General features: G+C 66.6%; 21 protein-coding genes and 1 pseudogene. 15 read left to right on the top strand and 7 right to left on the bottom strand.

Features of this window, described 5'->3' with window-relative positions:
* Positions 1-2 precede the first annotated feature (2 nt).
* Positions 3-2147: a glycosyltransferase gene (locus U9J39_RS03030; RefSeq protein WP_326346495.1), complete on the bottom strand. Its 2145-nt coding sequence runs from the start codon at positions 2145-2147 to the stop codon at positions 3-5.
* 338 nt (positions 2148-2485) lie between these two features.
* Here U9J39_RS03030 and U9J39_RS03025 point away from each other — a divergent pair, with 338 nt between their 5' ends.
* The 5 genes from U9J39_RS03025 to U9J39_RS03005 all read left to right on the top strand — a co-directional run bounded on the left by U9J39_RS03025 (position 2486) and on the right by U9J39_RS03005 (position 8549).
* A complete protein-coding gene (locus tag U9J39_RS03025) occupies positions 2486-3475 on the top strand; it encodes a sigma-54 interaction domain-containing protein (protein WP_326346494.1) in 990 nt (329 codons plus the stop codon).
* 194 nt (positions 3476-3669) lie between these two features.
* Positions 3670-5031, top strand: a complete 1362-nt coding sequence (locus tag U9J39_RS03020) for an acyclic terpene utilization AtuA family protein (protein WP_326346493.1) — start codon at positions 3670-3672, stop codon at positions 5029-5031.
* Between the two features lie 26 nt (positions 5032-5057).
* On the top strand, positions 5058-5429 hold the full coding sequence (locus tag U9J39_RS03015; protein ID WP_326346536.1) for a DUF4387 domain-containing protein: 372 nt from the start codon (positions 5058-5060) through the stop codon (positions 5427-5429).
* 109 nt (positions 5430-5538) lie between these two features.
* A complete protein-coding gene (locus U9J39_RS03010; RefSeq protein WP_116314055.1) occupies positions 5539-6567 on the top strand; it encodes a tripartite tricarboxylate transporter substrate-binding protein in 1029 nt (342 codons plus the stop codon).
* Between the two features lie 125 nt (positions 6568-6692).
* Positions 6693-8549 (top strand): ABC transporter ATP-binding protein, encoded by a 1857-nt coding sequence (locus U9J39_RS03005; RefSeq protein ID WP_326346492.1) that lies wholly within the window; start codon positions 6693-6695, stop codon positions 8547-8549.
* 32 nt (positions 8550-8581) lie between these two features.
* Here the strand turns inward: U9J39_RS03005 and U9J39_RS03000 are convergent, their stop codons facing one another.
* The 4 genes from U9J39_RS03000 to U9J39_RS02985 all read right to left on the bottom strand — a co-directional run bounded on the left by U9J39_RS03000 (position 8582) and on the right by U9J39_RS02985 (position 13102).
* Positions 8582-9388: a fatty acid hydroxylase family protein gene (locus U9J39_RS03000; protein ID WP_326346491.1), complete on the bottom strand. Its 807-nt coding sequence runs from the start codon at positions 9386-9388 to the stop codon at positions 8582-8584.
* Positions 9389-9527: 139 nt separating this feature from the next.
* Positions 9528-10907: an MFS transporter gene (locus U9J39_RS02995; protein WP_115713802.1), complete on the bottom strand. Its 1380-nt coding sequence runs from the start codon at positions 10905-10907 to the stop codon at positions 9528-9530.
* Between the two features lie 158 nt (positions 10908-11065).
* Positions 11066-12340: an iron-containing alcohol dehydrogenase gene (locus U9J39_RS02990; RefSeq protein WP_326346490.1), complete on the bottom strand. Its 1275-nt coding sequence runs from the start codon at positions 12338-12340 to the stop codon at positions 11066-11068.
* Positions 12341-12376: 36 nt separating this feature from the next.
* Positions 12377-13102, bottom strand: coding sequence for an alpha/beta fold hydrolase (locus U9J39_RS02985; RefSeq protein WP_116314051.1), 726 nt, complete (start codon positions 13100-13102; stop codon positions 12377-12379).
* A gap of 136 nt (positions 13103-13238) precedes the next feature.
* Between U9J39_RS02985 and U9J39_RS02980 the strand changes: the two genes are divergently transcribed.
* Positions 13239-13952 carry a GntR family transcriptional regulator gene (locus U9J39_RS02980; RefSeq protein ID WP_326346489.1) on the top strand — a complete coding sequence of 238 codons (714 nt, stop codon included), beginning with the start codon at positions 13239-13241 and terminating at the stop codon, positions 13950-13952.
* A 108-nt stretch (positions 13953-14060) separates the two neighbouring features.
* Here the strand turns inward: U9J39_RS02980 and U9J39_RS02975 are convergent, their stop codons facing one another.
* Positions 14061-14387 carry a hypothetical protein gene (locus U9J39_RS02975; protein ID WP_116314049.1) on the bottom strand — a complete coding sequence of 109 codons (327 nt, stop codon included), beginning with the start codon at positions 14385-14387 and terminating at the stop codon, positions 14061-14063.
* Between the two features lie 32 nt (positions 14388-14419).
* The gene (locus U9J39_RS02970) at positions 14420-15301 is read right to left on the bottom strand and encodes a helix-turn-helix domain-containing protein (RefSeq protein ID WP_326346488.1); all 882 of its coding nucleotides are present in this window, start codon (positions 15299-15301) and stop codon (positions 14420-14422) included.
* Between the two features lie 241 nt (positions 15302-15542).
* Between U9J39_RS02970 and U9J39_RS02965 the strand changes: the two genes are divergently transcribed.
* The 9 genes and pseudogenes from U9J39_RS02965 to U9J39_RS02925 all read left to right on the top strand — a co-directional run bounded on the left by U9J39_RS02965 (position 15543) and on the right by U9J39_RS02925 (position 25594).
* Positions 15543-16781: an MFS transporter gene (locus tag U9J39_RS02965; RefSeq protein WP_115713807.1), complete on the top strand. Its 1239-nt coding sequence runs from the start codon at positions 15543-15545 to the stop codon at positions 16779-16781.
* 71 nt (positions 16782-16852) lie between these two features.
* Complete coding sequence (locus U9J39_RS02960; RefSeq protein WP_116314048.1) at positions 16853-17701, top strand: dihydroorotate dehydrogenase electron transfer subunit; 849 nt, start codon at positions 16853-16855, stop codon at positions 17699-17701.
* On the top strand, positions 17694-18644 hold the full coding sequence (locus tag U9J39_RS02955) for a dihydroorotate dehydrogenase (protein ID WP_326346487.1): 951 nt from the start codon (positions 17694-17696) through the stop codon (positions 18642-18644). Before U9J39_RS02960 ends, U9J39_RS02955 begins: the two co-directional genes overlap by 8 nt.
* Before the next feature lie 16 nt (positions 18645-18660).
* A complete protein-coding gene (locus U9J39_RS02950; RefSeq protein WP_326346535.1) occupies positions 18661-19932 on the top strand; it encodes a hydantoinase/carbamoylase family amidase in 1272 nt (423 codons plus the stop codon).
* Complete coding sequence (gene pyrC, locus U9J39_RS02945; RefSeq protein WP_326346486.1) at positions 19929-20972, top strand: dihydroorotase; 1044 nt, start codon at positions 19929-19931, stop codon at positions 20970-20972. The genes U9J39_RS02950 and pyrC overlap by 4 nt, the downstream gene beginning before the upstream one ends.
* 31 nt (positions 20973-21003) lie before the next feature.
* Positions 21004-22425 carry an aspartate ammonia-lyase gene (gene aspA, locus U9J39_RS02940; RefSeq protein WP_326346485.1) on the top strand — a complete coding sequence of 474 codons (1422 nt, stop codon included), beginning with the start codon at positions 21004-21006 and terminating at the stop codon, positions 22423-22425.
* 14 nt (positions 22426-22439) lie between these two features.
* Positions 22440-23117, top strand: a complete 678-nt coding sequence (locus U9J39_RS02935; protein WP_326346484.1) for an orotate phosphoribosyltransferase — start codon at positions 22440-22442, stop codon at positions 23115-23117.
* 85 nt (positions 23118-23202) lie between these two features.
* A pseudogene (locus U9J39_RS02930) lies at positions 23203-24465 on the top strand (malic enzyme-like NAD(P)-binding protein); the annotation flags it as partial.
* Positions 24466-24526: 61 nt separating this feature from the next.
* Complete coding sequence (locus U9J39_RS02925; RefSeq protein ID WP_115713813.1) at positions 24527-25594, top strand: porin; 1068 nt, start codon at positions 24527-24529, stop codon at positions 25592-25594.
* The last annotated feature ends 5 nt before the right edge of the window (positions 25595-25599 follow it).

The raw sequence follows: 25599 nt of genomic DNA, 5'->3' as shown, positions 1-25599 counted from the left end.
GGTTAAGCCGCGCTATGCGGTGCAATGTTGTACAGGTGGAAATCACCGGTCGGCGTGGTCACCCGGCCCGTGGGGGTGAGCCGGACCGCCTGTTCCTGGACGGCGCCCGCCTGCGCCGCCATGGTCTGGCGCAGGGTTGCGCCGGCGTTGAGGTCCAGCTCGATGCTGCTGAACAGCAGCGGTGCCGCGCCGTCGATGGTGGCGATGGCCACCGGCAGCATGCCGACGCGCAACGGCTGCATCAACAGCGCGGCGGCCCAGCTGTACGCCGCGGACGGGCTGCCCCCGTGACGCCCGAGGATCTCGGCAAGACGTGTCAGAGGCGGCGTCTCGGTCTCGCGCAGGGCTCCCATCTCGAGTTGGAGCCTGCTGCCGAACAGGAAGGTTTCCAGTGCACCGGTGTTGCCTTGCGCGCTCCAGTTGAAACGCAATCCGACCGACATGCCGTAGGCGGCGCCGGGCCGCGACGCCTTGACGAAGGTGGCGATGGCGGTGTCGTGGACGACGAGGTTGGGCAGATGCACCGCCACCTCGACCACGTCGCCCAGCGCCAGGCCGGGCATCGCTTCGCCCAGGTAGAGCGCGCCGTTCGGTGACAGGTCCGCGGTCAGTCCCAGACAGGTCTTGCCATCGACGGTCAGGGTAGCCGGAACGCGCAGCGGAAAGCGGTATTCGGCGCGGCGGTTGCGCGAGTGCTTGTATGCGTATGCGCCCACCGCGATGGCCGAGCCCAGCGACATCAGCGTCCAGAACAGCGTCACCAGGCCCGCGCCGAGCGGGATCCCGCCCGTGTAGATGCGGTACAGGCCGACCGGTATGCTCGCGGCGGCCACGGCACAGAGCACCAGCAGCGGCGACAGCCATAGCCACATCTTGCCGGTCTGAGACATCTGCTTGTCGGTCACGACAAACGGGATATTTTTGCGGAACAGCCCGACACTGGTCGACATGAACGCAAAGAACCGCGCCATGGCGTACTGCTCGCTCAGGAACAGCGAGTTGTAGCCGCGCCCGAGTTCCAGGTGCACCAGGATCGAAAGCAGGTAATACAGGCAGAACAGCAGCAGGAAATTGTCCAGCGGCGAGATGATCGGCAGCACACCGGTCAGGAACACCACGGGTGGGGTCAGGAAAAAGATCAGCTTCTGCCAGCCTTCGAAGAAGAACAGTGCCGAGGCCAGGTAATTCAGGCGCTGCCCGAGGGTGAGCCCGCGGCTGAACAGGATGTTCTCGCGCCGGAACACCTGCATCGCCCCCATGCCCCAGCGCATGCGCTGCTTCAGGTAGGTGTCGATGCTATGCGGCGCCAGCCCGAACGCCAGCGAGTCGGCGTGGTATACGGACTGGTAGCCGAGCTTGTGCAAGCGGATCGCGGTGTGCACGTCCTCGGTCACCGTTTCCGTCGCGAAGCCGCCGATCCGCGCCACCGCGGTGCGCCGGATCACGGCACAGCTGCCGCAGAAGAACGCGGCATTGAGCGCGTCCTTGCCGCGCTGGATCACCTTGAAGAACAGCGCCTGCTCATCCCACACCCGCCTCTTGCCCAGGCGGTGGTTGAACGAATCGATGTTGAAGAAATCCTGCGGCGTCTGCACGAACGCCACGCGCGCGTCGCGGAAATAGCCCAGGGTCTTGACCAGGAAATCCTTGCGCGGCGCGTGATCGGCATCGAAGATCGCAATGAAGTCGCCAGTGCTGTGCCGCAGCGCATGGTTCAGGTTGCCGGCCTTGGCGTGGGCGTTATCGCCGCGCGCGAGATAGCGGCAACCCAGTTCCTGCGCCAGCGCGCGCATCGATTCGCGGCGGCCGTCGTCGAGCAGCCAGGTGACATGCGGATAATCCATGCGCATCACCGCCAGCAGCGTGCGGCGGATCAGTTCGACCGACTCGTTATAGGTCGGCACAAAAACATCGACACTGAGGCCCGGCTCGGGCGGCGGCGCTTGCCGCACCGACAGCCGGTACGTCATCAGCACGAACAGCAGGCCGCTGATATAGCCGTAGACTTCCGCCGCATAGAGCGGGAAGGAAAACAGCGGTGCCGCGAGGTTGATCGTGTCGACGCGCCAGGCCAGGTACGCCAATCCCACCAGCACGTACACCATCACAAGCACCCTGATCGACCGGGTGGGCTGTTCCGTGTTCATATTCTTGTTCTTTGCGCGCGTTGTTCTCACTGGACACGATGACGGGCTGCCAGGAAGGCAAGGGAGCAAGCGGAGTCGATACCGAGGGCATTGGCGAGAGGCCGAAACACCACCCCGTTACAGCATAGAAGATTTGGCACATTCAGTAAGTCGTGCAAAGATCTGAAAAACGCTAATCTCAGAATTCAGTGTCTTTGCGGGTTGCATGCTCAGGCAGCATCCATGTCTTGCCAGCACCAGGCGGCCACGCCGGCGTGGTCCACACGCCCGTTTAAAATTCTTCGCACGTGCCCGTTCCGTCGGATTTGGCGCGTTTCCCTGTCATCACCCCATGCGCAATGAATGCTCCCCTGGAACTCGTCGGAAACCATCCGTCGGTCGCTGCCCTGCGCGACCTGGTCGCGCGCGTGGCAAGAAGCCAGGCGCGTACCGTCCTGCTCTATGGTGAAACCGGCACCGGCAAGAGCCTGGTGGCGCGCCTGCTGCACCAGCAGTCGAGCCGCGCGGACGCCGAGTTCATCGACATCAATTGCGCGGCAATCCCGGGGCAGTTGCTGGAGTCCGAACTGTTCGGCCACGAACGCGGTGCCTTCACCGGCGCGGTGGGCAAGAAGGAAGGGTTGATCGAGGCCGGCAATGGCGGCACGGTGTTCCTGGATGAGGTGCGGGAGCTCGACCTGGTGATGCAGTCCAAGCTGCTGACGCTGCTGGATACCCGGCGCTTCCGCCGCGTCGGTGCGATCAGGCCGATCAGCGTCGACGTACGCTTTATCGCCGCCACCAACAAGATCCTGCTCAGCGAGGTCAATGCCGGCAAGTTCCGCGAGGACCTGTACTACCGGCTGCAGGTCATCTCGATCAATATCCCGCCCCTGCGCGAACGCGGCGACGACATCCTGCTGCTCGCGCACAACGCGCTGCAGCGCTACAACCGCCAGTACGGCAGCCGCATGGAGCGGCTGGATCCGGAAGTCGAGCGCATCTTCCGCGCGTACCGCTGGCCCGGCAATGTGCGCGAACTGGAGAACCTGCTGGAGCGCATCTGCCTGCTCGAACCGGGCCACTGCGTGCTGCCGGCCCACCTGCCGGCGCGGATCCTGCGCGAGATGAACCGCGCCGCGGCGGCTCCGGCCGACCTGATGCCCATGACTGCTGCACCGGCCGGCCCGCTGGATTACCACGCCGCCACGGCACAGTTCCAGGCCAGGTTGATCGAACAGGCCCTGACGGCCTGTGGCGGCAATCTCGCCGAAGCCGCACGCCGGCTTGGGCTGAGCCGCCATGCGTTGCGGCACCAGATGGGCAAGCTCGGACTACCCGCCGGCTGACGCGGCGCGCACTTCGCGCGCTGGCGTGGAATTCACGCCAAGCAGGCGCGTGAAGATCGCGCGCCACCCCGCCCCCTCGCCACAAGCCTTTGATCTTCAAGGGAAATTTCATCATCGCCCGGCTGGCACAGCTTCTGCGTATTGGTGTCGCGTGACTCGCTTTAACGAAGCGACACCTAACCGGAGAATGTTGAATGCAGTCGCTGAAGATCATTTGCCCCAATGGCCATCTCGGCTTTGCCCCGCTGCGCACGGGCAGTTTCGAGATCGGCGTGGCCGCCGCACCGCACTACATCGCGGCCGATTCGGGCAGCGATGATGTCGGGCCGGTGCCGCTGGGCTCCGATACCTCCACCAGCCCCGAAGCGTGGCAGCGCCACGATCTCGAGCACATGCTGCTGGCCGCGCGGCGGCTGGGCGTGCCGATGATCATCGGTTCGGCCGGCGATACCGGCACCAACAGCCGCGTCGACCGCTATGTCCAAATCCTGCGCGACCTCGCGCAACGGCACCGCCTGCCGCGCTTGCGCATCGGGTATTTCTATTCCGAAGTGCCGAAGTCGCTGGTGCGGGAGCAAATGGGCGCGGGGGAAACCATCCGCGGTCTCGACGGCTTTGCCGACCTGACCTTGTCCGAACTGGACGCCACCGACCGCATCGTCGCCATGGCTGGCGTCCACCCGTACCTGGAACTGCTGCGCCAGGGCGTCGACGTGATCATCGGCGGGCGCAGCTCCGATGCCGCGGTGTTCGCGGCGCCGGCGCTGCATCACGGCTTTGCCGCCGACCATGCCTACTACCTGGGCAAGGTGCTGGAGTGCGCCTCGTTCTGCGCGGAGCCGTACGGCGGCAAGGAAACCGTGCTGGGCGAAATCACCCGCGACGACGTCCGCGTCACGGCCATGCATCCCGAGCAGCGCTGCACCATTGCCTCGGTGGCCGGACATGCCATGTACGAGCGCTCCAATCCGTTCGAGGAATTCGTCGCCGGCGGCAGGCTCGACATGAGCCAGTGCCGCTACGAGCAGCTCGATCCGCGCACCACCCGCATCACCGGCGCCCGCTTCGAACCCGCGCCGCAGGTGCGCGTCAAGCTGGAGGGCTCGGGCAAGGTGGGCGAGCGCTACGTGGGCCTGTGCGGCATCCGCGACCCGTACACCATCGCCAACGTCGACCGCGTCATTGCCTGGGCGCGCGAACAGGTGCGCGCGCGCTTCGGCGACACCGGCTATTCGCTGCACTACAACGTATATGGACGCGACGGGGTGATGGGCGAACTGGAACCGCTGCGCGACCGCCCCGGCCACGAGCTTTGCGTGATGGTGCAGGGCGTCGCGCCCACGCGCGAGATGGCGGAGGAAGTCGCGATGATCGGCCTGCGCCAGATGTTCTACGCGCGGCTGCCGGATGTGAAGGGCACCGCCGGCTCGGTGTCGTTCCCGCTGGACGAGGTGCTGCACGCCAGCCCCGCCTATCGCTGGACGCTGAACCATACGATGGCAGTGCGCGACCCGCTCGCGCTCTTCCCCACCCATGTCGTCGAAGCCGGCGTTTGACGCGCCCCGTTGCCAAGGAAGCCACCATGACCATTGCCAGCCACCCCTCGCCCTCCCCGGCCGCCGCGCCCACCGCGGCACCGGCGCAGCCGCTGCACGCGCTCGCCAAGACCATCCGCAGCAAGAACGCCGGGGTCAACAAGATCACCTTCGACATCATTTTCCGCGAGCAAGCCGAATATGAACGGGTCAAGCGATCGCGGGCGCTGACCCGCGAAAGCATGGCCGCGCTGTTTCGCGTGCCGGTCTCGCGCATTTCGGATTTCGTCGAGTACGAACCGGCCTTCGCCATCAAGTTCACCATGTACCGCGCGCAGCCCAGCGGCAGCGCGGGCGATGGCGATATCTTCGGCGCGCAGCAATATGCGCCGCTGCTGACGCTGGAGATCCCGGCCTGATCCTTTCGCGCGGCGTGCCGTGGTCCCGGGTGGTCCGGGCCGCGCGCCGGCCGCTTCCGCAGCGTGGCCGCGCTGGCTTGCTGCAACACGACGATTTCCGGAACGACGTATGGACAAGACCTGTTTCAAGCGCATCTGGCACCGGCTGGCGTGCCGCCTGCCCGCAGCGGCGGCCGCGGCGGCGATGGCCGCCTCCCCGCTGCCTGCCACCGCTGCGCCGCCCGATCATGCAGCCACGGTCCCGCCGCTGATGCGCATCGTGGTGCCGTTCTCGGCGGGCGCCAGCAACGACGTGATCGCGCGTGCCATCGCGCCGGCGCTGGCGAAACGCCTGGGCAACACCGTGATCGTGGAGAACCGGCCCGGTGTGGCGGGCGTGCTGGGCGCGGACTACGTGGCCAAGGGGCCGCGCGACGGCTCCGTGCTGCTGCTGACGTCGTCGACCTTCCTGACCGCTGCCGCCACGCAGGCGCGTTCGCCGTATGACCCGCTGGCCGCGTTCGCACCCGTTGCGCTGGTGGCCGACGGTCCGCTGCTGCTGGCGGTGTCGTCCACCAGCGCGGCATCCCGGTCGATCCGCACGCCGGCCGATCTCGTCGCCGCGGCGCGCGCCAGGCCCGGGGCCATCAGCTATGGCTCGGCCGGAGTGGGGTCGCTCGGCCAGCTCGCCACCGAACTGCTGTGCGACACCTCCAAGGTCCAGATGATGCACGTGCCGTACAAGGGCGCGGCCAACGCGCTGATCGACCTGGCCGCCGGGCAGATCGACGTGATGATGTCGAACTACAGCTCGATCGCCACGCAGATCAAGTCCGGCAAGGTCAGGCCGCTGGCGGTGACCTCCGCGGCGCCGAATCCCGCGTTTCCGGACTTGCCGCCACTGGCCGCGTCGGTGCCGGGCTATGGCATCGAGATCTGGGTTGGCGTGCTGGCGCCGGCGGGCGCGCCCGCGGCGCTGGTGCAGCGGCTCAATCGCGAGCTTGCCGAGATCGCCGCGTCGCCGGAGGTGCGCGCGATCCTGGAGCCGGACGGCTCGCGCCCGCTGGCCGCGACGCCCGCGGAGTTCGGCGCGCGCATGAAGCAGGACCTTGCGCAGTGGAAGCGCATCGCCGTGGAACGCAAGATCGTCGCGGAATAGGCGCGGCCCGCCCACGCCCTGCACCACCGCGCTTACGGGGGTAGAATCTGCGCCTCGCACCGAAGAAGGCCGCCCGATCCGCATGCCGGCTGGATCGCGGGCCTTCTGCCGTTTCGGAGGACCCCGTGCTGCGCGCGTTCGAACGTCTGCTTGATCCTTTCCCTCCCGACGAGGCACCGCCGCCACCCAAGGGCCTGGCGGCCTTCCTGTGGGCCTGCACCCGCGGCACCCGCCGCTACTTCGTCGCGCTGGCGCTGCTGAGCGCCGGCGTGTCGATCTACGAAGCGTGGCTGTTCTCCTTCCTCGGGCAAGTGGTGGATCTGCTGGCGGCGTGGCAGGGTAACCGCGAAGCCTCGGCACAGGAGCAGCGCGTGCTGTGGGGGATCGGCATCGTGCTGGTGATCAGCATCGGGCTGGTGGCGCTGCGCACCATGGTGCAGCACCAGGTGCTGGCGATCAACCTGCCGCTGCGGCTGCGCTGGGATTTCCATCGGCTGATGCTCAGGCAGAGCCTGTCCTTTTTCTCCGATGAGTTCGCCGGGCGCGTCACCACCAAGGTCATGCAGACCGCGCTTGCGGTGCGCGAGGTGCTGTTCACCTTCATCGAGATCGTGCTCGCCATCGGCGTGTACTTCATCACCATCATCGCGCTGGCGGGCGGCTTCGATTTCCGGCTGATGCTGCCCTTCATCGGCTGGATCGCGCTGTTCGGCCTGGCCATGCTGTACTTCGTGCCGCGGCTGGGCAAGGTCGGTCAGGAGCAGGCGCATGCGCGCTCGTCGATGACCGGACGCGTCACCGACGCCTACACCAATATCACCACCGTCAAGCTGTTCTCGCACACCCGGCGCGAGGCGCACTTCGCGCGCGCGGCGATGGAGGATTTCAAGGAAACCGGGTTCCGGCAGATGCGTCTCGTCAGCCAGTTCGAGATCGTCAACCAGGCCCTGGTGGTGGCGCTGATCCTGGCGGCGGGCGGCTATGCGCTGTGGCTGTGGCACGGGGCCGAGATCGGCACCGGCGCGGTGGCCGCGGTCACGGCCATGGCGCTGCGCATCAACGGCATGTCGCACTGGATCATGTGGCAGATGGCCTCGTTGTTCGAGAACATCGGCACGGTGCAGGATGGCATTGCCACGCTGACGCACGTGGCCAAGGTGCAGGACGCACCGGGCGCGCCGGCGCTGCAGATCCGGCGCGGCGAAGTGGAATTCGACCAGGTCCGCTTCAACTACAACGGCGAACGGCAGGTGCTCGACGGCCTCAGCCTGACCGTGCGTCCCGGCGAGAAGATCGGGCTGGTGGGCCGCTCCGGCGCGGGCAAGTCCACGCTGATCAACCTGCTGCTGCGCTTCTACGACGTGGACAGCGGCCGCATCCGCATCGACGGGCAGGATATCGCCCGGGTGACGCAGGACAGCCTGCGCAGCGCCATCGGCATGGTCACGCAGGACACCTCGCTGCTGCATCGCTCGATCCGCGACAACATCGCCTACGGCCGCCCCAACGCCACCGAAGAGGAAATCCGCCACGCCGCCGTGCACGCCCAGGCCGATGACTTTATCCGCCAGCTGAGCGACCAGCATGGCCACACCGGCTACGACACGCTGGTCGGCGAACGCGGGGTCAAGCTCTCGGGCGGACAGCGCCAGCGCATCGCGATTGCGCGCGTGATGCTCAAGAACGCGCCCATCCTGCTGCTGGACGAAGCCACCAGCGCGCTCGACTCGGAAGTGGAGGCCGCGATCCAGGAAAGCCTCGACGAGATGATGGAGGGCAAGACCGTGATCGCGATCGCCCACCGCCTCTCCACCATCGCCGCCATGGACCGCCTGATCGTGATGGACCAGGGGCGCATCATCGAACAGGGCACGCATGCCGAACTGCTGGCGAAGAACGGCACCTATGCGCGGCTGTGGCGGCACCAGAGCGGCGGCTTCCTGGGGGAAGAGCAGGAGGAGGTGCCGGACTCGGTGGAGTAGCGCGGCGGGCGCTCGGCAGGCACGCAGAGCGGCTAGGCGGCCATGGCCCGGCGTTCGTCTTCATCGAGCACTGGCCCGTCCAGCGTCACGCGCGAGTGGTCGGTGCGGAATTTCCGGATGATCGGCTTCAGCTCTTCCTTGACGTGCGCTTCGCTGTAGCCGTTGAACAGGTGCCCGAGCAGGCCGCGGCGCAGGTCGGACGTGCCCATGATGTAGTCAGCGATCGGGAACGTCAGGTTCATGTTGTACTTCATCATGATGCCCATGTTGTGATGGGCGGTGTGGTGGCGCCGGATCGTATTGATGAAGGGCATGTTGCGCACGAACCAGTTGTCGTGCACATGGCAGCAATAGTGGAAGGTCTCGTAGATCAGGTACTGCGCCACCATGGTGATGAAGACAAAGTAGCCGGCGTTGGCATTGAAGATCAGCGATGCCAGGTAGCCCAGGCCACCGCCGCCCACGCCGAGCGTTGCCAGCACGCGCCACGGGAAAAACACGATGCGGAATTCGCGCGTGGTGTCGATGGTGGGTTCCTGGTCGGTGAAGTACTGGTGGTGCTGGCGCGTGTGGCGCTCATAGATGGCGCGCAGCGCGAAGACGTCGATGCGGCGGTGCATGACATAGCTGTGCATGAACCATTCCACGAAGTTGCCCGCCAGGAATACCGGCAGGATCAGCGCCCACTCCCAGGTTACGTGGTGCAGCTGCTGGATGGCCCACCACAGCGCGCCGGTGCCGACGCCGTAAATCACGGCGATATGCAGCAGGCCGTTGTAGAGCGGGCTGATATCGGCCTTGTATTGCTCCCTGAACTTGCGTTGGCGTTCCGTCATCATGATTGCATCTCCGTAAATCCGCGCCGCACTAACATATCAGTTGGATATAAAAATGCGGCGACCCAAAAAATGCCCCTGGTGGCCAGGGGCGCCAATGCAGGCGCGGCGGGACGCCGCGCGGCGAACCCGCGTCGAACCGCTAATGCGAGACTTCCTCCAGCGCCTTGCCGCGGGTTTCGACGCCCAGCAGCAGGACCACCGCTGCCGCCACCGCAAAGGACAGGGCGCCAAGCGTGAAGACACCGCCCTGCCCCGCCACCGGCAGCAGCACGCCGACCAGGTAGGGTCCTGCCAGCGAGCCGATGCGGCCGACCGATGAGGCAAAGCCGGAGCCGGTCGCGCGCGAGCGCGTGGGGTACAGTTCCGGCGTATAGGCATAGAGCACCGACCACATGCCGAACAGGAAAAACTGCATGCACAGACCCGCGGCGATCAACTGCTCCACCGGCAGCCGGTGCACGGCCGCCTGACCATAGGCATACGCGGCCACGGCGCTGCCGATCAGCATAAGCGCGCAGGTCGGCTTGCGGCCCCACTTTTCCAGCAGCCATGCCGAGAAGATGAAGCCGGGAATGCCGGCCAGCGAGATATAGACCGTGTAGAGCACGGACTTGGTCACGGCGTAGCCCGCTTGCTGCAGCAGCGCCCCGAGCCACGTGGTCAGTCCGTAGTAGCCCAGCAGTGCAAAGAACCAGACCGACCACAGCATGACGGTGCGGCGCGCGTAGGGGCCGCTCCACAGCTCCATGAAGCGCGCCTTGCGGCTCGGCGCCTGCGCGCCGCCGAAGGTGGCGGACACCGCCGGCAGCGGACGGCCCGAGGCACGTTCCACGCGCTGCTCGATGCCGGCCATCACCGTATCGGCCTCCGACTTGCGGCCCACGTCTTCCAGCCAGCGCGGCGACTCCGGCACCATGCGACGCACCACGAACACGAACACCGCCGGCACCGCCAGCGCGATAAAGATGCCGCGCCAGCCGATCACCGGCAGCAACAGGTAGGTCAGCGCGCCGGCCGCGATAAAGCCGATCGGCCAGAAGCCCTCCAGGATCGCGACATACTTGCCGCGGCTCTTCGCGGGCACGATTTCCGACACCATCGACAGGCCGATCGGAAACTCCATGCCCATGCCGAACCCGAGCAGCACGCGATAGATCATCAGCGAGGTCACGCTGTCCGCCAGCCCGCACATCAGGCTGCCCACGCCCCAGAAGATCATGCTGACCTGGAACACCGGCTTGCGGCCGAAGCGATCAGCCAGCAGGCCGGCGATGGCCGCGCCCAAAAACATGCCGAGGAAGCTGGAACTGGCCAGCAGGCCGGCCTGCGCCGCGCTCAGGCCGAACTCCGCCTTGATCGAGCCCAGCACGAAGGTCATCAGGCCCAGATCCATCGAATCGAAAAACCACGCCGTGGCGATGATGCCGAACAGCGAGCGCTGGTAGCCGGTCATCGGCAATCGTTCCAGTCGCGCCGCGATACCGGCCTCCAGCCTGAGGGCGCCTGCAGACATGTCCATGGTTGTCTCCTGTGTCAATGAGACGCGCTCTGTGGTGGCGCGCTTTGTAATATATTAGTTGCACATTTCTGATGTGCAAGTAATGGTTTACCGCCAGGGCCAGGCAGCCGCTGGCGGCACGAGCGAGGAAAGCGCCGGATAAATCCCCTGTCAGCGCACTACGCCACCCGGCGCCGCTGCGCCGGAGCGTGCGTTTCAGCCGAGAGCGTGCCCGCCCACGCATTGCGGACGATGGCGGCATAGCGCGCGGGCACGTCGGGGACGGGGAAGGCCTTGGCCAGGCGCGTGACAGCCAGTGCATCGCGCACCAGCGCATCGATGTCGCCCTGCCCGATGCCGCAAGCCTGGAGCGTTGTCGGCAAGCCAACGGCTGCCACCAGTTCGCGCACCACGCCGGGCACGCGTGCCACCGCGATATCGGGATCGCAGTCGGAGACGTCCAGCAGGCGGGCAATCGCCAGCAATTCCTCGCGGCGCACGTCGGCCAGCGCATCGAGCACGTACGGCAGCATCACCGCGTTGGTGGTGCCATGCGACAGGTGCGTCAGGCCCGCGACCGCGTAGGCAATGCCATGCACGGCGTTGAGTCCCGCGCTGCCATATGACAGCGCCGCATAGACGCTGGCGTAGCTCATGCCGATGCGCGCTTCGCGGTCAGTGCCGTCCTGGTAGCTGCGCAACAGGTACCGGCCGCACAGGCGGATCGATTCGTGCGCGAACAGCATCGTCAGCGCATTGCGGCCGCTGTAGCCGGGGTCCGCTTCGCCGCCGCGGTCAAAGCTGGCGGAATCGAGCGTCAGGCAGGACTCGATCGCATGGGTCAGCGCGTCGATGCCGGCATCCGCGGTAACCCGCGGCGGACAGGTGTAGGTGAATTCGGGGTCGACCAGCGCCACGGCCGGGCGCAGCCGGTTGTCCATGACCGCCACCTTGGTCGCGTTGTCCGGATCGACCAGGATCGCTCCGGGTGTCGCCTCCGAGCCCGTGCCGGCCGTGGTCGGCATCGCGACCAGCGGCAGGATCGGAGTGCCGGCGTCGATGCTGCCAAGGAAGGCGCGCACGGGCTTGCCGCCAGGCAGGGTCAGGCACAGCGCCTTGGCCAGGTCGATATTGCTGCCGCCGCCCAGTGCGATGACATGGTCGAGCGGCGCGCCGCCGAGCCGCTCCCGCACGGCCGCCGTGGCCGCATCGCACAGCGTGGTGGTGGGATCGGGCATGCCGCCGTCATAGACCAGCAGCTCGACGCCGTGCGCGCGGGCGCCGGCGACGAGTTCATCCACCCACGGTGTGCCACCGGTGAAGAACGTGTCCGTCACCAGCAGGCCACGGCGATAGCCGAGCCGGCGCAACAGCGCAGGCAGCTGCGTACGGCATCCAGCGCCCATGACCAGCCGCGCCGGCGCGCAGAAATATACGAGGTCTTCCACTCTCATGCTGTCTCCTTTGGGGGGATTTCGGCTTGTCGGGCGCTATGCCAGCTGCGCCGGCCAGCGTGCACGCAGATGGCGGGCGATCTCCCGCATGCGTTGCGTCAGCACGCCATGGCCGGCGCCCTGGAGCACGAGCAGTTCGGCGTCGGCAATGCCGTTGGCCAGCATCTCGCCGTGGGCGAGCGGACAATCGTCGTCCTCGCTGCCGTGGATGACCAGCGTCCGGCAACGTATCTGTGCCAGCGCGGCACGCTGGTCGGTGTGGCGGATCGACTGCCAGGTCCACGCCACGGTGCGATGGTCCGCTGCCTCGCGCAGCCCCAGCCGCCGTTCGCGCATGGCAATGGCTTCCAGCAATGCTTCGCTGGTCGCGGCATCGAACCATTGCACCGCGTTCAGCCGCGGCGTGCCGGAGACCAGCAAAAGCTCTGCAGGCATCGGCTGTTCCGGGTGCTTGCGTGCACCGGCAAGATAAGCCAGCGCCACCGATACGCCCAGGCTCCATCCGGCCAGCACGAACGGGCCGCGCACGAACTGGCAGAGCGTGCGGCGCAGCACTTCGGCACCGGCATCGAGCGAGCAAGCCTGGGCATCGGCCGGTGGCATCGCCTTGCCGCGCCCCGGCAGGTTGGGCAGGACGAAGGTACAGCGATCGACCAGCTGTTGCGCCAACGGCATCCACGCGTCGCGCGTGCCCTGGATGCCATGCAGGGCGACCACCGTCACCGGCCCCTGCCCTACGACCAGTACGTCATCGTCCGCCATGCCGCCTCCGCACACATCTAATATATTAGTAGGATAATAGCAGAAAGCAGGGCATGCGCAAGCCTGCGGACACCTGTGTACAGAAGCTGCGTATGGCTCATATACAATGGGCTTCCGAGTTCCCAAACCCTTGGCCATGAACGCAAAAACCGCTACCCGCCCGCGCGCCGCCGCTGCACCAGAGCCTGAAGAGGCAGCCAGCCAGCGCGGCAAGCTGACCGACCTGGCCTACGAGCAGATCGAGGAAGCGATCGTGACGCTGCAGCTGGCGCCGGGCAGTTCGGTATCCGAGCTGCAGCTGAGCGAAATGACCGGCATCGGGCGCACGCCCATTCGCGAAGCGATCCAGCGGCTGGCGCGCGAGCACCTGATCATGGTGCTGCCGCAGCGCGGCTTGCTGATCGCCCCGATCGACGTCGGCAGGCAGCTGCGCCTGCTCGAGACCCGCCGCGAGGTGGAACGCCTGATCTGCCGCAGCGCCGCGCGGCGCGCGACGCCCGAGCAGCGCGATCATTTCAAGCGGCTGGCCAGGGAATTCGAACAGTCCTCACGCAACGGCGACGATGTCGCCTTCGTCCGCGCCGATCGTGAATTCAACGAACTTTGCCTGGTGGCGGCGCGCAATGAATTTGCCGAGGGCGCCATGCGGCTGATGCATGGCCTGTCGCGGCGGTTCTGGTATCTCCACTACAAGGAAGCCGCGGACCTGCCCACCATGTCGAAGCTGCACGCCGCGGTGGCCTCGGCCATCGCGCGCGGCGAGGTCGATGGCGCCGGCACCGCGCTCGACGCGCTGCTGGACAATATCGAGGAGTTCACGCGGGCCACGGTGCTGGGGGACTATCGATAGGTCGCAGGGCGGGCACTCATTTCCGCCCAGCCACCGTAGCCGCACCGAAGAACTGGCTGGCGAAGTCAGGACTGCCCGGCACCACCGTTGACAAGCCCCATCCGGCCCTCAAAAGAGTTGGCGCCGGCCATCATAGTCGAGGACGATCCGGTTCATCGCGCCCAGCAGCTCCTGTTCCCCGCCGCTAAGCGACTGCTCGATCGAGCGCATATAGCCCAGCAACTGCGCCTGGGCGGCATTGGCCACATCGGTGGTAATCCCCTCGTCGTCATGCAGGATCACATACGACCGCGCAAAACCGTAGACCAGGAAGTACGCGGCGGCGTGGTCCGGATCGGCGGACATCAGGGCCAGCGATTGCTCCTTGACCTTGAGGAATGCGTCCGTCCCCGGCACGCTGCTGGCAAACTGCTCTGTAACCGTCTTGAAGTCCATGGATAGTCTCTCAGGGGAAAAAAACGAACCGCTCAGACCTGCTGCAGCATGCGCCGCAACAGTCCGGCACCATCGGGGCCCTTGTAGGCGCGTTGCCAGAGTGCCTCGACCATGTTTGTGTAAAGCGATACCGCTTCCGGCGCGGCCGTCACCGAGGCGATGCCCGCCGAAATATTGGGAAATTCGCCGAAGCGGAACGGACTGATGGCCACATAAGAGCCGGTCGGCCGCTCGAAGATCTGGAACGTGGCATTCGGCATGCTCTCGTTAACGATGCCGATCCGCATTCCCGCATGCTGCTGTTCCAACAACACCGCGATGCGCTCCACTTCCGCGCGCGCCGCCAGCGATCGCTCCATGCGCGTCGCGGGGGGCAGGTCCATCCGGCCGACCAGCCCGAAATGGACAAAGCGTTCAAGCTCGCGCAGCCCGATCAGGCTCAGGATCGGCGCCGGGTGCGAGGCATACGATTCCTTGCGCTCGCGCAGCAAGGCCATGACGGCCTGGATGCGGCCGTCGTCGTTGTCGCCGCTCTCCCTGAGCATCTGCTCCAGATAGGGGTCATAGTCCGGCGAGGTCAGCAGGAACGAAATCGGCTCGAAGTGCGCAAGGATCCGGGTGGCGCCCTGCTCGAGCTGGCGCATGCGTTCGATGTAGGCGATGGCTGACGGGTAGTATTCCGTGCCCGCGCCGAGCAGCGATTCCAGCGAGGTATCGAGGATGCCGGCCAGGCGCTCGAGCGTCTCGATCTTGACGATCTCGCCCTTCTCCATGCGATAGACCGCTGCGCGGGAAATGCCCAGCACCTCGGCAATCTGCTCGGCCCGCAGTTGCGCGCCCAGCCGGTAGGCACGCAGCCGCGCGCCCAGTGCCTCGAAATCGATTCCGCCGGTACCGGTGGCGCGACGTTCCATGTCTGTCTCAATAATTAGATTGATGTCACTATAGCATGGTGCCGGCGCGGCGCACATCCGTCGCTGCGGGGTGTAGGGAAAAACCCGGAAACACCGGAAAAACGCTTGCCATGCCGCGCGAGGCCGCATAGTCTAAAAAAATAGATTTTCACTGATGCCACGCAGTTCCTTTGTGCCATACGCCACGAGGGTAGCGGCGCAGTGCTTTTTGAGACCCATTCAGTCTAAAAATGGAGACAGCATGACAAGCCAGCCCCTCACCCAACCGGTCGCCGCGACGGAGGCGCCGACTTCGCCGTACGCGTGGAAAGCCCTGGCCGGCTCCGCCATCGGCTACGCCATGGACGGGTTCGACCTTCTGATCCTGGGCTTCATGCTGCCGGCGATCAGTGCCTCGCTTCTGCTGACCACCGGCCAGTCCGGTGCGCTGGTCACGTGGACGCTGGTCGGGGCCGTGGCCGGCGGGATCATTTTTGGTGCGTTGAGCGACCGCTATGGCCGCGTCAGGGTGCTGACGTGGACCATTGTCTTGTTTGCGGTATTTACGGGCATGTGTGCCCTGGCCCAGGGCTTCTGGGACCTGCTGGTCTACCGGACCATTGCCGGCATCGGGCTCGGTGGCGAGTTCGGCATCGGCATGGCGCTGGCCGCCGAGGCGTGGCCCGCGAGCAAGCGCGCGCGCGTGTCGTCCTATGTCGCGCTGGGCTGGCAATCGGGTGTGCTGATGGCGGCGTTGCTGACGCCGTTGCTGCTGCCGCTGGTGGGTTGGCGCGGCATGTTCGTGATCGGCGTGCTGCCGGCGCTGGTGGCATGGTTCATCCGCAACCGGCTGCATGAGCCCGAAGTGTTCGTGCGCAGCGCACGCACGGAGAAGAAGCCCAATGCATTCAGGCTGCTGGTCGCGGATGGCAAGACCACTCGCACCAGCCTGGGCATCGTGATCCTGTGCTCGGTCCAGAACTTCGGCTACTACGGCATCATGATCTGGCTGCCCACCTACCTGTCCAAGGCGCTGGGCTTTTCGCTGACCAAGTCGGCCTTGTGGACCTCGGTGACCATCGTCGGCATGATGATCGGCGTCTATGTCTTTGGCCACCTGGCCGACCGCATCGGCCGCAAGCCGACCTTCCTGATCTTCCAGGCCGGCGCGGTGGCAATGGTGCTGGCCTATGCCAGGCTGTCCGATCCCATGACCATGCTGTGGGCCGGCGCCGTCATGGGCATGTTCGTCAACGGCATGATCGGCGGCTATGGCGCGCTGATTTCCGAAGCGTACCCGACCGCGGCACGGGCCACCGCACAGAACGTGCTGTTCAACATCGGGCGCGCCGTCGGCGGGCTGGGGCCCATCGTAGTCGGCGCCATCGCCGCGGCGTATTCGTTCCAGCTGGCGATCGCACTGCTCGCGAGCATCTACGTGATCGACATGATCGCCACCGTCTTCCTGATCCCCGAACTGAAGGGCGTGGAACTGGAATAACGCCGGAACCACGCACCAGCCATTGCTCCGCTGCGCCGCCCGGCGCAGCGCCATCCTCAGGAGTTACCAACATGTGTGCCACCGTGTGTAGCGCGGATTCCGCGGCTACCGTAGCCTCCTATCGCTGTCGAATCGTTGAACATGCCTGGGTCAACCAGCGCTACAAGTACATCCGGCTCGAATCGGAGGCCCCGCTCGCGGCGATGACCCGGCCGGGACAGTTCTACCAGCTCAGCTGTCCCGCCACCGCCGAAGCCCAGCCCTTTCTGCTGCGGCCGATGAGCGTCTATGGCGCCGGCCCGGAAAGCGGGCGCATCGAGTTCCTCTACAACGTCACCGGCATTGGCACGCGCGCGATGGCCACGCTCCCGGTCGACGGCCATCTGGACATCGTCGGCCCGCTCGGCAACACGTTCACGTTCGAGCCCTCGTTCCGGCGCATTCTGGTGGTCGCGCGCGGCGTCGGGCTGGCGACGATGGCGCCGCTGATCCGCCAGGCTGCCGACGCCGGCACCGCCATCACCGCGATCATGTCGGCACGCAGCCCGGCCGACCTGATGGAAAAAGAGTTCCTGCGCGGCGCCAGCGCCGAGGTGCACGCCGTGTTCGATGCCGACGGCACCTCCTCGGTCGAGGCGGTCGAGGCCCTGGCCCGCCGCCTGATCGACACGCAACGTCCCGATGCGGTCTACACCTGCGGCTCGCACCGCCTGCTGATGCTGCTCCAGCGGGTACTGGAGGATCACCCTGGCGTCCAGGGCGAGGTCGCGATGGAGCAGCGCATGGCCTGCGGCATGGGCGTGTGCCTGTCGTGCGTGCGGCTGTTCGATTGCGATGGCGACAAGCAGTTCCTGCGTGTCTGCCGCGAAGGTCCCGTTTTCAAGATTCGCGAAGTGGTGGGGGAGGTGGAATTTGGCTAATCTGACTGTACGGGTTGGCGACCTGACGTTGCGCAACCCCGTGATGCCCGCATCCGGCTGCTTCGCCATCGAGTACCGCGAGGCGATGGATCTCAACCGGCTGGGCGCGCTGGTCATCAAGAGCGTCTCGCCCAGGTCGCGCGCGGGCAACCCCACCCCGCGCGTGGCGGAAGCCTTCAGCGGGATGCTGAATTCGATCGGCATTCCCAGCAAGGGACTCGACTACTACCGCCAGGAAGTCCTGCCCGCCTATACGCAATACGACACGCCCGTCGTCGTGTCGATTTCCGCCGATACGGCCGAAGAGTTCGGCGCCGCCTGCGAAGAGATGTCGTTGCCGGAAGTCGCCGTGATCGAGGCCAATATCTCATGCCCCAACCTGGAAGCCGACGGCATGGCCTTTGCCATGTTGCCCGAGACCACCTACAAGGCCGTCTCCGCGATTCGCCGCCGCACCCGGCATCCGTTCTGGGTCAAGCTGACGCCTAACGCGGGCAATATCGCCGCGGTCGCGCGCGCGGCCGAGGAAGCCGGTGCCGATGCGATCGTGATGGGCAACACCGTGCTGGGCATGGCGATCGATATCCGCACGCGCAAGCCCAAGCTTGGCAATGTCATGGGCGGCCTGTCCGGGCCGGCGATCAAGCCGATTGCCCTGCGGCTGGTGCACCAGTGCTATCGCGCCGTGCGCATCCCCATCATCGGCTGCGGCGGCATCCAGAGCGCCGAGGACGCGATCGAGTTCATGCTGGCGGGGGCGTCGGCGATCCAGGTCGGCACGGCCTCGTTCAGGGATCCCGGCATCATGCAGAAGATCATCGACGGGCTCGATGCGTATTGCGAGCAAGCCGGCATCGCCTCGATCCGCGACCTGACCGGGCAGGTGATCCTCGACCGCCAACTCAGCGACCGCTGGCTGCGCTTCGCGCAGCAGTCGGGCTGAGCAACCGGACATGTCCATGGATATCCTGGAACTCAAGCCGCTGGCGGAACAATTGTTCGCCGACATCGGCGCGCTGACGTTCGACGGCGTCGGCATTACCCGCGACAGCTATGGCGCCGGCGAATCGGCCGCGGCCGACCACCTGCGGCGCTTTGCCGGGCAGCACGGGCTGGACGTACGGAGCGATCGCGCGGCCAATCTCGTGTTCGCCCTGCCCGATGAAGACCCTCGTACACCGGCCGCGTGGGTCGGCTCGCATGTCGACTCTGTGCCGCAAGGCGGCAACTTCGACGGCCTGGCGGGGATCGTCGCCGGCCTGCTGTGCCTGATCGCACGCAAGGCGCAAGGCGGGTCCGGCGCCGCACCGCTGCGCGTGATCGCCTTCCGGGGCGAGGAAAGCGCGTGGTTCGGCAAGGCCTATATGGGATCGGGCGCCGCGCTGGGCAAGCTTGGCGCGGACGACCTCGCGCTGAAGCACCGCAGTTCGGGCAAGACACTTGCCGATTGCATGGCCGCGGTCGGTGCCGACGTCGAGGCCATTGCGGCACAACAGCCCTTGTTTGACCGTGCGGCAGCCGCGGCATACCTGGAACTGCATATTGAACAGGGCCCGGTAATGGTGGCCCGCAAGCTGCCGCTGGCGGTGGTGCCCGGAATTCGCGGGAACATCCGGCACAACCGCATTACCTGCCTCGGCGAACCCGGCCATTCCGGCGCGGTGCCGCGCTGGCTGCGCAAGGATGCGATGTTCGCCGTGGCCGAGCTGATCACGCGGCTCGACGAACACTGGAAGGTGCTGCTCGAGCGCGGCATGGACCTGGTAGTGACCACGGGTGTGGTGTCCACCGACCCCGCGGAACATTCCATTTCCCGGATTCCGGGCAAGGTCGAATTCAGCTTCGAGGTTCGCAGCAAGAGCGTGGACACGCTGGAAGGCTTCTACCAGTTGCTGCGCACGGAGTGCAAGGCCATCAGCCGCGACCGCGGCGTGCATTTCGAATTCGACCGCCGTGTCGAATCGGCCCCGGCGACGATGGACCCGGCGCTGTCTGGCCTGCTGCGCGACGCGTGCGCCGGCGCAGGGCTGCCGACTGAAATGGTGCCGAGCGGCGCCGGACACGACGCCGCGCTGTTTGCCAATGCCGGCATCCCCACCGCCATGCTCTTTGTGCGCAACGAGCACGGCTCGCACAACCCGGACGAAGCGATGGACCTGGACGATTTCATGCTCGGCACCCAAGTCATGTATCGGGCACTCGAAAGCATCCGCGCCGGGAGGCAGCCATGACTGTGCAGACCCTGACCATCCGCCGTCCGGACGACTGGCACCTGCACCTGCGCGACGGCGACCTGCTGCGCGCGGTGCTGCCGGCGTCCGCCGGCCAGTTCGGCCGCGCCGTGGTGATGCCCAACCTGAAACCGCCGGTTACCACGGCGCAGGCGGCCATCGCCTATCGTGAACGTATCGTTGGCGCATTGCCGCCGGGATCCGCCTTCACCCCGCTGATGACCTGCTACCTGTGCGACACCACTGCTGCGGCGGAGATCCGCGACGGGTTCGACGCCGGTGCCTTTGCCGCCGCAAAGCTGTATCCCGCCGGCGCCACCACCCATTCCGAGTACGGCGTGACGTCGATCGACCGTATTGCGGGCGTGCTGGCGGTCATGCAGGACATCGGCATGCCGCTGCTGATCCATGGCGAAAGCACCGATCCGGCGGTCGATGTCTTCGATCGGGAAGCAGCGTTCCTGCAGGCCACGCTGCGGCCCCTGCTGGCCCGCTATCCGCGCCTGAAGGTGGTGCTGGAACACATTACCACCGCCGAGGCGGCCGACTTCGTCCTGCGCGACGCCAGCGGCAGGCTGGCCGCCACCATCACGCCGCAGCACCTGATGTTCAACCGCAACGCCATGTTCGCGGGCGGCATCCGGCCGCACTACTACTGCCTGCCGGTATTGAAGCGCGAGCGACACCGGCTGGCGCTGCGCCGTGCCGCGACCTCGGGCTCGCCGGCATTCTTTCTCGGCACCGACTCGGCGCCGCACGATACCGAAGCCAAGCAATCCGCATGCGGTTGCGCGGGGATTTTCAGCGCGCCGGTCGCCTTGCAGGCCTACCTGACCGTGTTCGAGGAGGAGCATGCCCTGGATCGCTTCGAGGCCTTCGCCAGCGACAACGGCGCGCGCTTCTACGGCATGCCGCCGAACCAGGACACGATCACGTTCCACCGCAGCCCCATGCACGTGCCGCAGCACGTCGAATTGCCGGACGGCCGGCGCATCCGCCAGTTCCTCGCCGGCGAGACGCTGCCATGGATGCTGGCCTAGCCCACGCCAACCCTAATCGGATCCCATCACCATGACCAATACCTATCGCACCGAAGCCGACCTGCTTGGCGAACGCCAGGTGCCGGCCGACGCCTACTACGGCGTCCACACGCTGCGGGCCTGGGAGAACTTCCAGATCAGCGGCACGCCCATCTCGTCGTGGCCGGAGCTGATCATTGCGCTCGCCTCGGTCAAGCAGGCCGCGGCCGAGGCCAATGCCGAACTTGGCCTGCTGCCCGCGAACCTGCGCGACGCCATCCTGGCCGCCTGCCACGACGTGCGCGAGGGCATGCTGCACGACCAGTTCATTGTCGACACGATCCAGGGCGGAGCCGGCACGTCGACGAACATGAATGCCAACGAGGTCATCTGCAATCGGGCGCTCGAGCACATGGGGCACGGCAAGGGCGAATACCGTTTCCTGCATCCCAACGAGCACGTCAACATGGCGCAGAGCACCAATGACGTTTATCCGACGGCATTGCGCATTGCCACGTACTTTGCCATCGAGCACCTGCTCGAAGCGATGGAAGTCCTGCGCGCGGCGTTCGAACGCAAGTCGAACGAATTCTCCGGCCTGCTCAAGCTCGGCCGCACCCAGTTGCAGGATGCGGTGCCGATGACGCTGGGGCAGGAGTTCTCGACCTACGCGGTCATGCTCGAAGAAGACATGGCGCGCCTGCGCGAAACCGCCCTGCTGATCCGCGAGATCAACCTGGGCGCCACCGCGATCGGCACCGGCATCACCGCACACCCCAACTACGCGCCGAAGGCCTTGGCCGCGCTGCGCCGCATCACCGGCATCGACCTGTGCCTCGCGCCCAACCTGGTGGAAGCCACGCAGGATTGCGGTGCCTTCGTGCAGATCTCGGGCGTGCTCAAGCGCATCGCCGTCAAGCTGTCCAAGACCTGCAACGACCTGCGGCTGCTGTCCAGCGGGCCGCGCGCCGGCTTTGGCGAGATCAACCTCCCGCCGATGCAGGCGGGCTCGTCGATCATGCCGGGCAAGGTCAACCCCGTCATTCCGGAGGTGGTCAACCAGATCGCCTTCGAAGTGTTCGGCAACGACACCACCATCACCTTTGCCGCCGAGGCCGGCCAGTTGCAGCTCAACGCCTTCGAACCGGTGATTGCCGCCAGCCTGCTCCGCAGTTTCCGCCACCTGACCAACGGCTGCCTGACGCTGGCGCACAAGTGCGTCGACGGCATTACCGCCAACCCCGAACGCCTGCGCGAGACCATCGAGCGCTCGATCGCGCTGGTCACGGCGCTCAATCCCGTGATCGGCTACAAGAACGCGACCTCGGTCGCCGCCGAGGCCCATGCCAGGGGCACCACCATCCGCGAAGTGGTGCTGGCACGCGGCCTGATGTCCGCCGAGGCGCTCGACGAGGCCTTGCGCCCCGAAACCCTGATCCGGCCGCGTGCCGACAAGCTCGGCGGCAAGCCATGAACGAGAGCGTCCTCATGCCCCAACATCGAACCATGCCGACGCTGCAGGGGTCCGTCGGCCGCGCGCTGGTCGAGGCCGGCTGCGTCCGCTTTCGCGGCGACGAACCTTTTCGCCTGCCCTCGGGGTGGGCCAGCCCGGTCTATATCGATTGCCGCCGGCTGATCTCCTACCCGGCACTGCGCCGCGCGCTGGTGCAGCGCGGGGTGCAGCTGCTGCGCGAGCGCGGCCGCCTGGACGGCATCGACGTGGTCGCCGGCGCGGAATCCGGCGGCATCGCGTACGCCGCATGGGTGGCCGAGCTGCTCGACGTGCCGATGGTCTACGTGCGCAAGGAAGCGCGCGGCATCGGGCCCAGCGCGCAGATCGTCGGCGAGATCCGCACGGGCGAGCGCGTGCTGCTGGTCGACGACATGATGGCAGCGGGACGGTCCAAGGCCGTCTTCTGCGCCGCACTGTCTGAGGCCGGCGCCGTGGTGCGGGACCTGCTGGTCCTGTTCGACTACGGCACCTTCCCGACGCAAGCGGTCCTGTCGCGCTGGCAGCCAGCCGTCCATGCGCTGGCGACATGGCGCGAGGTCCTCGACGCACTTAGCGGGTGCGGGGACGTCGCCGACACCGACCTGGCCGGATTGCGGGCCTTCCTGGCCGATCCGCCGGGCTGGTCCGGCAGGCACGGCGGCATCGCCGCGTAGCCCTCAACAACGGATTGTGTGCCGGCCGCTCGCCCGTCATCACGGGCGGTGGCCCCCTTTTGCCCAAAATTTCCCCGAACCCACCATGGACGACGCCTTCAAGCAAAGCGCCCTCGCCTACCACTGCACCCCAACCCCCGGAAAGATCTCGGTCACGCCGACCAAACCCCTCGGCAACCAGCACGACCTGGCGCTGGCCTACTCGCCTGGCGTGGCCGCCGCCTGCGAGGCCATCCACGCCGAGCCCCTGGACGCCCGGCACTACACCGCCCGCAACAACCTCGTCGGCGTGATCACCAACGGCACGGCGGTGCTCGGACTGGGCAACCTCGGGCCGCTCGCCGCCAAGCCCGTCATGGAAGGCAAGGCCTGCCTGTTCAAGCTGTTCGCGGATATCGATGTGTTCGACCTGGAGCTGGCGGAGACGGACCCTGGCAAGCTCGTCGAAGCCATCGCGATGCTGGAGCCGACCTTCGGCGGCATCAACCTCGAAGACATCAAGGCCCCGGAGTGCTTCCAGGTCGAACAGGCGCTGCGCCAGCGGATGCAGATCCCGGTGTTCCACGACGACCAGCATGGCACCGCCATCATCGCCGCCGCGGCGATCCTGAATGGCCTCAAGGTGGCCGGCAAGTCGATCGACCGCGTCAGGCTGGTGTGCTCCGGGGCCGGCGCCGCCGCGCTGGCGTGCCTGGACCTGCTGGTCAGCCTTGGGCTGCCGCGCGGGCACATCGCCGTGCTGGATTCGCGCGGCGTCATCCTGACGGACCGGCAAGCGCTCGATCCCAGCAAGCGCCGCTTCGCGCAGGAACCTGCCGTCTACGCAGCGCGCGCCCTGGGCGAGGCGCTGGAAGATGTCGACGTGTTCCTGGGCTGCTCCAGTGCGGGGGTGCTCAAGCCTGCCATGCTGCGCGGCATGCGCGAGAAGCCGCTGATCCTGGCCCTGGCCAACCCCGAACCTGAAATCCGCCCGGAAGCGGCGCGCCAGGCGCGACCGGACTGCCTGATCGCAACGGGCCGCTCCGACTACCCCAACCAGGTCAACAACGTGCTGTGCTTCCCGTTCATCTTCCGGGGCGCGCTCGATGTCGGTGCGACCACCATCACCGAATCGATGAAGCTGGCTTGCGTACACGCGCTGGCTGCGTTGGCCGAAGAGGCGCCCGGGCCTGAAGTCGCCGCCGCCTACCCCGGCAAGTCCCTGGTATTCGGCCCCGACTACCTGATCCCTACGCCGTTCGATCCGCGCCTGATCACCCGCCTGGCACCGGCAGTGGCCCAGGCGGCCGCCGACGCCGGCGTGGCGCGACGCCCGATCCAGGACATGGCGGCCTATCGCGCGCACCTGGCGGCGCGCCGCCGGCAAGTTTTTCCACACCACACCAACTGAAAACAAGCTGGAGGAGACCATGCAACGAAAACACTCGGCCCTGGCAGCGGCCGCCATGGCCGCGAGCCTTGGACACCCGGCCCTGGCCCAATCCGGCGTCACCCTGTATGGCCAGGTCGACGCCTTCGTCGGCAGCACCCGCGCCTCGGGCGGCGAGCGCACGGCCATCGTCGGCGCGGGCGGCATGCAGACTTCCTACTGGGGCATGCGCGGCACCGAAGATCTCGGTAACGGGCTCAAGGCGATATTCGACCTGAACGGGTTCTACCGCGTCGACACGGGGCGCTTCGGCCGTTCCGACAGCGACGGCTTCCTGACCCGCAGCGCCTATGCCGGGCTGCAATCATCGAAGTACGGCACGGTTCGGCTCGGGCGCAATACCACGCCATATTTCCTGTCGACGATCCTGTTCAATCCGCTGGTCGATTCCTACAACTTTGGACCGTCGATCTTCCATACCTATAGGACGGCGACCGATGGACGCGTGTTCGATCCCGGGATCATCGGTGACTCCGGATGGTCGAACTCGGTCGTGTACTCCTCGCCAACCGCCGGCGGCCTGACGGTGAACCTGATCTACGCGTTTGGCGAGCAGCCGGGCAGCAACGGCCAGAACAAATGGGGCGGCAACCTAACCTGGTTCAACGGCGCCTTCGCCGCGACGGCCGCCTTCCAGCAGGTCAGGTTCAACACCGTCCCCGGCGACGTGACAGCGCCCGCGGCCCTCGCCGGCTTCGACAAGCAGACGGCGGCGCAGCTGGGCGTGACCTATGACTTCGGGGTCGCCAAGCTGTTCGGGCAGGCACAGTACATCCGCACCGCCATCAACGGCGCCCAGGGCGATATCCGGCATGCGAACGGCCAGGTTGGCGCGTCGATTCCGGTCGGGGCGGGCAGTGTGCTGGCCTCCTACGCCTATGGCAACACACGCAACGATGTGGCGGGAATGGGCCGGCATACGGCCGGCATCGCCTATGACTACAACTTGTCAAAGCGGACCGATCTGTATGCCGCGTATTTCTATGACCGTGTAACAGGGCGGCCGCATGCCGAGACCATAGGGGCCGGCATGCGGCATCGGTTCTAGGGTCA

Source organism: Cupriavidus sp. SS-3, assembly GCF_035818815.1.
In the GTDB taxonomy this organism is placed as follows: domain Bacteria; phylum Pseudomonadota; class Gammaproteobacteria; order Burkholderiales; family Burkholderiaceae; genus Cupriavidus; species Cupriavidus taiwanensis_C.
The sequence above is the reverse complement of the archived record's forward strand: the minus strand, read 5'-3'. Positions and strand labels throughout refer to the sequence as shown.